This is a genomic window from Trichlorobacter sp. (assembly GCF_030247655.1).
In the GTDB taxonomy this organism is placed as follows: domain Bacteria; phylum Desulfobacterota; class Desulfuromonadia; order Geobacterales; family Pseudopelobacteraceae; genus Trichlorobacter.
On sequence record NZ_JAOTRZ010000179.1, the window covers coordinates 1 to 6,251 of the forward strand.

Consider the following 6,251-nt stretch of genomic DNA (forward strand, 5'->3'; position numbering starts at 1 on the left):
CGGCTGCAATTGAGAATCACCGGGGGGGATCAATGTATCCCAAAACGAACGCGCCTTCTGAATATCTGGAATAGCGCTGTTTGAAGCATCACCTGCGGACACTTGAAATGCTGAAACTGGCTGTTCATGCGAGTTTTTTTGCAGTGCAATCAGTTTTTTATGGGTTCTGCCAGTACGATGAGCAGATCTACCACGGCTTGACTTCACTTGATGTGGCGAACGTACAGTTTTTTTTTGCACCTGAGCAGGGTCAAGCTCAAAACGGGGGTCCATGGCACTACTGAGCTGCGGGGAGCACACAAAAACAAAAAATGAAAACAAAAGTAAAAAAGCAAACGATCGTTGCAGAATCATGGCAGTTGAAGCCCTCATGGTGTAGGTGCATAGACAAAGGCCTTAATCGGCCCATTTGAAGTTGAACGATAGATCAGCAAATCAGCCTGACCGGGAAGCGTTGCCCGCTCCAGCCAGACTTCCCCCTTGCGTTCCTGGCGACCTGACTGATACTGTTCCCTGCCGGTCAGGTCACGCAACACCTGTTTAAGCTCTGTTAGTGGAATACTGCTGTCATTAACTGCAATCACCTGAACTGCATGCAACCGGCCATCAGCATGAAACAGGCGATAATCTCGCCGCGCTGACAGATAACGAGACCAACCTGGCTTCTTGTTGGAAAATGACGTATCGCGCTTTGCCTGAGCAACAAAACCCGGGGGCGTTTCAGCATTGTTAACTACAGCCGGAGACACAGCGGCAGGTGATTGTACAGAGCTGACAGTTAGTTGCACAGCCGGCTGCTGTACAGGCCGTACCGGCAGGTTTTGCTTAACAACAGGTGGATCTATAGTATCTGCACCCCGTTTCTTCAACCAGAACAGCACCATTCCAAGCAACAGGAGCGTTATCAAGACTGCAACGCCCCAGCGCCTCATCCGCTTACGCCCCTTGTATTCTTCTTCAAAAGCCAGCAGTAACGTGTCCACAGGAACAGAAACATCTGCAGCCACGGATGACTGGTTTTGCGGATGAGACACCGTACCTGAAGCCTGTTGTTCAGACCTTACAGACTGTTCCGGTAGCGGTTGCCGTAAAAAAGCAGGGGGTTGTTTCCCGGCCATTAACGGGTCCCTTGGCACTGGCGCTTCCAACGTTTCAGATAAAGATACAGGAGGTTTGATTTTGGCTGCATGGAGCTCGGCCGGTGGGCCACCAGGCAGATCATGATCAAAAGCTGTATCTGCAGAGGAGACACTTTTTACGGAGCCTCTAATTTCATAGGGGACAACATCAGGTACGCCTGCAACATCTTTATTTTCAGCAATAAACTCATCCACTAACTGATCAGCAAGAGTTGATGTTGGCAATATTCCTGATTCAGGAACAAGGGGCACCGGCTCAGAGGGGGCATTATAGAGCATATCCCAACGATCGCCAAACAGCGACTGCAGGGCTGTACGCAAGACCTCACAGACCGCCTCAAAAGGGGCTTCAAGATCTACCAGATGGCTAAACAGGCCTGGTACTAGTTTGGCTTTGGAATTCCCCTCATGCATAAGGATAAAATCAGGAGCACCTTTACCCAACAACAGCTGGATATGCCGTGCAACGCTTTCACCGGTTACTCCGGCTATCTGATCCTGAATACAGACTGCTACCGGACGCTTTTCAAACACATCTTTCAAACCATGGTCAAAATCATCAACCACATCAATACGGATTTTGAGAACCTGCTGGAAGTGGACTCGTAACAGTTCCGCTCGGGGACTGTTTGATATAAAAAGCAGATTAATCATGTTTACCTTGCGCAAAATTGATTTATCTTTTTTACATGGGGTAGCTACGCTTGTCAACATCACGAAATCACATAATTTAAGTACGGGACAATTAGTACGCTTCAAAACGAACCGGGAAAACAAACATTTTGACAGCATGCTGACTATCAGTATAATGAACTATTTTTAAAGCAGGAGTCACCATGTACGATATTGAAAAAAGCATTGGCTTTTTGTTGGCCAAAGCCCATCAACGTGGTTGGGCGCTCTTTTCAGAGGAGATCGGCCGGTATGAGCTGACACCACCACAGTTCAGCGTCCTGGCTTTTCTCTGGCAACAAGACGGGCTGACGCAAACGGAATTATCTGAAAAAACCCAGATTGACCGCACCACCATCGGTGGCCTGCTTGACCGGATGGCGCGTTCAAGCCTGTTGGAACGTCATCCCCACCCCCAGGACAGACGCGCCCACCTGGTGTATCTAACTGAACATGGCAAAAAACTGGAGCCAGAGTTAACGAAACTTGCCCAGGATGTGCTGAACCGCTTTACTGCCGGGCTTTCTGAAACAGATAAGCAGCAGCTGAGAAACATGCTGGAGATCCTGCGCGGAGAAAGGAAAAACGATGCCACGACTGCTGCCTAAAGCATTCCTGTACACACTTGGCTTGCTGTTAATCACACAAACGGGGTATAGCGCCCCGCTATCCCTTGCAGACTGCTTGAAATTGGCCAAAGAGCGCAACCCATTGTTAAAAACAGTCCGTTGGGATCAGGAGATTGCCAGCCAACAGATCCGCCAGTCTGACAGCAGCCTCTATCCCAGAGTGGACCTGCAGGGAGGGTACACAGCCCAGCTTGAAGCCCAGGCCATGAAAATTAATGGTATGACCTTGGAGACGCAGCAAAGTTCCTACGGCTTTGCCAATCTTGCTGCAACTCAGACCATCTATGACTTTGGACGCAGGAATGCCCGTCGCCATCAGACTCAGTCAGCAAGCAAGGCCGTAGAAAGCGGGATACGATCAAAAGAGCAGGAGGTGAGCCTGCAGGTGATTGAGGCCTACTTTGCCGTGCTAGAGGCAGAAAGACTGGTTACCACTGCCCAGCAGGAACTACGGACCGTAACCGAGCACCGCCGGGTGGCTCAGGCCCTGTATGACAACGGCGTAGTTACCCGTAACGATCTGTTACAGGCTGATCTACGTACGGCATCAACACGCCAGAAATTGCTGGCCATTCAAAATCAGGTAACGAATCTTCGACTACAGCTTAATTTTCTGATTGGCGGTGAACCGGGGCAGCACCCGGAACTGCAGGAACCACCCGAAACAGTACACATAGCTGAGCAGGAAGTTGATGTAACCAAGGCTATCTCAAAACGTCCAGACCTTCAGACTCTTCGCAAACAACTTGAGGTCACGGAGCATGAACTACAGGAAAGCAAAACACTCTTCTATCCAGAACTGTTTGCTCGGGCATCCATGGATTACCTGCAAAACAGCAAGGTCAGAGAGCAGGCAATCTATGCCGGTACCATTGGTCTGAAGATCAACCTGTTCGATGGCTTCGGATCCACAGCATCCAGAGAAAAGGCTGTTAGCTCCCGTTCCCGCACCCAACAGCAACTGCAAATGGCGGAACAGCAGGCGCGACTTGAACTGGCCACTGCCCAAAACGATGCCAAAGTGGCAAGAGAGCGGATTACGGTTACCAGCGAGGCGATCAAACAGGGCGAAGAAAACCTGCGCATCAATCAAAACCGTTATCAGGAACGGGTTGGCACAGCCACAGAGGTGCTCGATGCCCAAACCCTGCTTTCACAGGCCAGGACCGAGCATTACCGGGCCTACTACGACTACCAGATATCCTCTGCCCGCCTGCGTAAGGCGGCTGGCGAACTATAAACAGGAGCTACCATGGCTGAAGAAAATTCTACCGTCTCCCCTACCCCGGATACAGAACCAGACACTCTGCCGGAGGCGGGAAAAACCGGCCTGACACCACAACGAAAGGCTGCCATCCTGGTACTGACTCTATGCTTAATCGGCATTTGGCTCGGATTCCGCTGGCTGATTGATGCCAGAACAAACATAACCACCGACAATGCCTTTATTGAATCAAACATCCACCCGGTCTCGGCACGGATTTCAGGGACCGTAACAGCGATCCATGTAAAAGACAATCAACAGGTAAAGAAGGGTGACCTGCTGGTTGAACTTGATCCAGGCGATTACCGTGTCGCAGCAGAAAAGGCCGAAGCAGCAGTAGGTGTTGCTCTTAATGAAACATCTGGCGACACCTCTCAGGTAGCTGCTGCCCGCGCGGCAGTGCAATCGGCAAAAGCCCGGCAGGAGCAGAGCAGTATTGATCTCAAACGTGGTGAGGCCTTGTATGGCCGAGAGGTAATACCCAAAGAACAACTTGATCGTTTGCACACAAACCAGCGCATTGCCAATGCCCAACTACTGGAAACGCAGGAACAGTTGAAAAAGGCAGAAGCAGTGGCCGGCATCACCAACGGCCCAGGCGGCAAGGCGCGGGTACGCCAGAAACAGGCAGAGCTGTTAGAATCACGACTCAAGCTGGCCTACACCCGTATCACAGCTCCGGTGGATGGTTACATTACCCGTAAAGGGATTGAGACCGGCGCCACCATACAGCCCGGTCTGGCCTTAATGGCGGTGGTATCACTGAATGGCTCCTGGGTTACCGCCAACTACAAAGAGAGTCAACTCACCCATATCCGGCCAGGCCAGAAAGTAAGCTTCAAGGTGGACGCCTACCCTGGCAAAACCTTTAATGGAGAGGTTGAAAGCATTATGGCCGGCACTGGTGCTGCATTTTCACTGCTACCGCCTGAAAATGCCAGCGGCAACTATGTCAAGGTAGTCCAGCGGATTCCGGTTAAAATCATGATCGATCAGACCAGTGATCCTGATCATCTGTTACGGGTTGGTATGAGCGTCATCCCCTCCGTGCGTACTGGACGAACCACGGGGCAGGTAGCAAGGGATTTAGCCCCCTTCAGTAAATGACCGAAGCACGCTCCATCAATAAATGGCTGATCGTTATCACCGTCATGCTGCCGACCATTATGGAGATCATCGACACCTCGGTGGCAAACGTGGCGCTGCCCTACATGCAGGGCAGCCTGAATGCAGGCACCGAAGAGATCACCTGGGTTCTGACCTCCTATCTGGTCAGCAACGCCGTGGTCTTGCCGATGACCGGCTGGCTGGCCCGTATGTTCGGACGCAAACGTTTTCTACTAACCTGCATCACCCTGTTTACCATCTCATCAGTGCTATGCGGTGCCGCCCCCAACCTGGCAACACTGATATTCTTTCGGGTACTGCAAGGCGCTGCCGGAGGAGCCCTGATACCGATCAGCCAGGCTATTTTGCTTGAGACCTTCCCCCCCAAACAGCATGGTATTGCCATGGCCATCTTCGGGGTAGGTGCCATGACCGGTCCGATTGTAGGACCGGCCCTGGGTGGCTGGATTACTGATCAGATGAACTGGCGCTGGATTTTCTACATCAATATTCCGGTAGGACTGATTGCAATTGCCATGTGTACCCTGTTTATCTTTGATCCACCCTACCTTCGGGAAGGGATGGCAAAGGTGCTTAAGGTCGATTACTGGGGCCTGTTCCTGTTGACAGCCAGCATGGGGGCGCTGCAAGTGGTGCTGGACAAAGGCCAGCAAGAGGACTGGTTCAGCTCAAACTTCATCATCATCTTCAGTATTATCACGATTGTGTCACTGATCACCCTGATCTGGGTTGAGCTGACCCATGAGCAACCGATTGTAAATCTGCGCCTGTTCAAAAGCATTTCGTTTTCTGCCGGAAACCTGATTATGTTTGTGGTGGGATTCGGCCTCTACAGTTCAATTATGCTGATACCAATGTTCCTCCAAACCCTGATGGGCTACTCTGCCACCGATGCCGGTATGGTCATGGCCCCAGGAGGTGTAGCCACCCTGCTCACCATGCCGTTTGTCGGTGCCATGCTTCAGAAACGTGATGGACGCAAGATTGTTCTGCTCGGGCTGATCATCAGTGCCAGCGCAATGTTTCTGATGCAAGGACTTAATCTGCAGGCGTCCTACTGGGCCTTTGTCTGGCCCCGTATTGTGCTGGGAATCGGGCTTGCCATGATCTTTGTACCGCTGACTACGGTCACTCTTTCCGGCATTGCCCGACAGGAAATGGGCAACGCCACCGGCGTTTTCAACCTGCTGCGCAACATCGGCGGCAGTGTGGGGATAGCCATTGCTGCCACGTTGCTGTCTCGTTTATCCCAGTTTTACCAGACCAGCCTGTCAGCCCACATCACCCCCTATAATCCGGTCTTTCAGATGCGGATATCAGAACTGAAACAGGCCTTGATTGCAAAAGGGATGCAGGCAACCCAGGCCGATCAAACCGCCATCGGCATGATCTATGGTATGGTACAAAAACAAGCTGCTA

6 protein-coding genes are annotated in these 6,251 nt (G+C 51.6%); 4 read left to right on the forward strand and 2 right to left on the reverse strand.

The features are described from left to right. On the reverse strand, positions 1 to 354 hold a 354-nt coding region (locus OEL57_RS12995; protein WP_300740983.1), incomplete at its 3' end, for a hypothetical protein. A gap of 14 nt (positions 355 to 368) precedes the next feature. Continuing rightward, a complete protein-coding gene (locus OEL57_RS13000; RefSeq protein WP_300740984.1) occupies positions 369 to 1,793 on the reverse strand; it encodes a hypothetical protein in 1,425 nt (474 codons plus the stop codon). Between the two features lie 182 nt (positions 1,794 to 1,975). On the opposite strand from OEL57_RS13000, the gene OEL57_RS13005 reads away from it, so the two are divergent. The 4 genes from OEL57_RS13005 to OEL57_RS13020 all read left to right on the forward strand — a co-directional run. After that, positions 1,976 to 2,419: a MarR family winged helix-turn-helix transcriptional regulator gene (locus tag OEL57_RS13005; RefSeq protein ID WP_300740986.1), complete on the forward strand. Its 444-nt coding sequence runs from the start codon at positions 1,976 to 1,978 to the stop codon at positions 2,417 to 2,419. Further along, complete coding sequence (locus tag OEL57_RS13010; RefSeq protein WP_300740987.1) at positions 2,400 to 3,680, forward strand: TolC family protein; 1,281 nt, start codon at positions 2,400 to 2,402, stop codon at positions 3,678 to 3,680. The genes OEL57_RS13005 and OEL57_RS13010 overlap by 20 nt, the downstream gene beginning before the upstream one ends. 12 nt (positions 3,681 to 3,692) lie before the next feature. Further along, positions 3,693 to 4,811 carry an HlyD family secretion protein gene (locus OEL57_RS13015; RefSeq protein ID WP_300740988.1) on the forward strand — a complete coding sequence of 373 codons (1,119 nt, stop codon included), beginning with the start codon at positions 3,693 to 3,695 and terminating at the stop codon, positions 4,809 to 4,811. Then, positions 4,808 to 6,251: DHA2 family efflux MFS transporter permease subunit (locus OEL57_RS13020; protein ID WP_300740989.1), on the forward strand; the 1,444-nt coding region annotated here is incomplete at its 3' end. The genes OEL57_RS13015 and OEL57_RS13020, both read left to right, overlap by 4 nt.

Excerpts from the sequence above, each read along its gene's own strand:
- OEL57_RS13000 (WP_300740984.1), bottom strand. The coding sequence starts at position 1,793 with ATGATTAATCTGCTTTTTATATCAAACAGTCCCCGAGCGGAACTGTTA.
- OEL57_RS13005 (WP_300740986.1), top strand. The coding sequence starts at position 1,976 with ATGTACGATATTGAAAAAAGCATTGGCTTTTTGTTGGCCAAAGCCCAT.
- OEL57_RS13010 (WP_300740987.1), top strand. The coding sequence starts at position 2,400 with ATGCCACGACTGCTGCCTAAAGCATTCCTGTACACACTTGGCTTGCTG.
- OEL57_RS13015 (WP_300740988.1), top strand. The coding sequence starts at position 3,693 with ATGGCTGAAGAAAATTCTACCGTCTCCCCTACCCCGGATACAGAACCA.